We start from the raw sequence: 1993 nt of genomic DNA, 5'->3' as shown, positions 1-1993 counted from the left end.
TGCAGGACGAACCCAGCGGAAATATTACAGCGCCTTCTTCAGCAGGCGACCCATTTCCGACGGGTTGCGCGTGACGGTGATGCCGCACGCTTCCATGATTTCCAGCTTCGCTTCGGCCGTATCCGCACCGCCCGAGATCAGCGCGCCGGCGTGGCCCATGCGCTTGCCCGGAGGCGCCGTGACGCCCGCGATGAAGCCGACGACCGGCTTCTTCATGTTGTCCTTGATCCACTCGGCGGCGTTGGCTTCGTCCGGACCGCCGATTTCGCCGATCATCACGACYGCRTCCGTATCCGGATCGTCGTTGAACATCTTCATCACGTCGATGTGCTTCAGACCRTTGATCGGGTCGCCGCCGATACCGACTGCCGACGACTGGCCGAGGCCCAGTGCCGTCAGCTGWGCAACGGCTTCATACGTCAGCGTGCCCGAACGCGACACGACGCCGATGCGGCCCTTGCGGTGGATGTGACCCGGCATGATGCCGATCTTCAGTTCGTCCGGCGTGATCGTGCCCGGGCAGTTCGGCCCGAGCAGCAGCGTCTTGCGGCCTTCGCGACGCATGCGGTCCTTCACTTCGATCATGTCACGGACGGGAATGCCTTCCGTGATGCAGATCGCGAGATCGAGATCGGCTTCGACCGCTTCCCAGATCGCAGCCGCTGCGCCTGCCGGCGGAACGTAGATGACCGACACGGTTGCGCCGGTTTCGGCCTTCGCTTCCTTGACGCTCGCGTAGATCGGAATGCCTTCGAAATCTTCGCCGGCCTTCTTCGGGTTCACGCCCGCGACGAATGCTTCGCGGCCRTTTGCGTATTCACGGCAGGCGCGCGTATGGAACTGACCGGTTTTGCCGGTAATGCCCTGCGTGATGACCTTCGTGTCCTTGTTGATCAGAATCGACATGTATTTTGACCTCTGTTCGATGGGCGTCGCGTGCAAACCGCGCCGCCATGCGTATTCGATAGCGTTACTTGCCTGCGGCAGCYGCGACGACCTTCTGCGCAGCCTCTTCCATGCTGTCCGCCGAGATGATCGGCAGGCCCGAATCGGCCAGCATCTTCTTGCCGAGGTCCTCGTTCGTGCCCTTCATGCGCACGACGAGCGGCACCTTCAGGTTCACGGCCTTCGAACCGGCGATCACGCCTTCCGCGATCACGTCGCAGCGCATGATGCCGCCGAAGATGTTYACGAGGATCGCCTTCAGGTCCGGGTTCTTCAGCATCAGCTTGAACGCTTCCGTGACCTTCTCGGTCGTCGCGCCACCGCCGACGTCCAGGAAGTTCGCCGGCTCGCCGCCGAACAGCTTGATGGTGTCCATCGTCGCCATCGCSAGGCCTGCGCCGTTCACGAGRCAGCCGATGTTGCCGTCGAGCGAGATGTACGCGAGGTCGAACTTCGACGCTTCGATTTCAGCCGGATCTTCTTCGTCCAGATCGCGGTACGCRACGATTTCCGGGTGGCGGAACAGCGCGTTCGAGTCGAAGTTGAACTTCGCGTCGAGTGCGATGACCTTGCCGTCGCCGGAGACGTTCAGCGGGTTGATTTCAGCCAGCGATGCGTCGGTTTCCCAGAATGCCTTGTACAGGCCTTGCAGGATCGCGCGCGCTTGCGGAATCGATGCAGCCGGTACGCCGATCTTCGCGGCGAGGTCGTCGGCCTGTGCGTCGAGCAGGCCCGTCGACGGCTCGACGATGACCTTGTGAATCAGTTCCGGGTGCTTTTCGGCAACTTCTTCGATGTCCATGCCGCCTTCGCTCGAACCCATCAGAACGATCTTTTGCGTCACGCGATCAACGACGAGGCTGACATACAGTTCCTGCTTGATGTCGGCGCCTTCTTCGACCATCAGACGGTTGACCTTCTGGCCTTCCGGGCCGGTCTGGTGCGTGACGAGCTGCATGCCGAGGATCTGGTTCGCGTATTCGCGAACCTGCTCGATCGACTTCGCCACCTTCACGCCGCCGCCCTTGCCACGGCCACCTGCGTGAAT

General features: G+C 62.0%; 2 protein-coding genes. Both read right to left on the bottom strand.

The features are described from left to right. Nucleotides 1-24 precede the first annotated feature (24 nt). Complete coding sequence (gene sucD / locus B7G54_RS37745) at nucleotides 25-906, bottom strand: succinate--CoA ligase subunit alpha (RefSeq protein ID WP_006477916.1); 882 nt, start codon at nucleotides 904-906, stop codon at nucleotides 25-27. A gap of 64 nt (nucleotides 907-970) precedes the next feature. Beyond that, on the bottom strand, nucleotides 971-1993 hold a 1023-nt coding region (sucC, locus tag B7G54_RS37740; protein ID WP_085043687.1), incomplete at its 5' end, for an ADP-forming succinate--CoA ligase subunit beta.

The sequence above is a fragment of the Burkholderia puraquae genome, from assembly GCF_002099195.1.
Lineage (GTDB): Bacteria > Pseudomonadota > Gammaproteobacteria > Burkholderiales > Burkholderiaceae > Burkholderia > Burkholderia puraquae.
The sequence above is the reverse complement of the archived record's forward strand: the minus strand, read 5'-3'. Positions and strand labels throughout refer to the sequence as shown.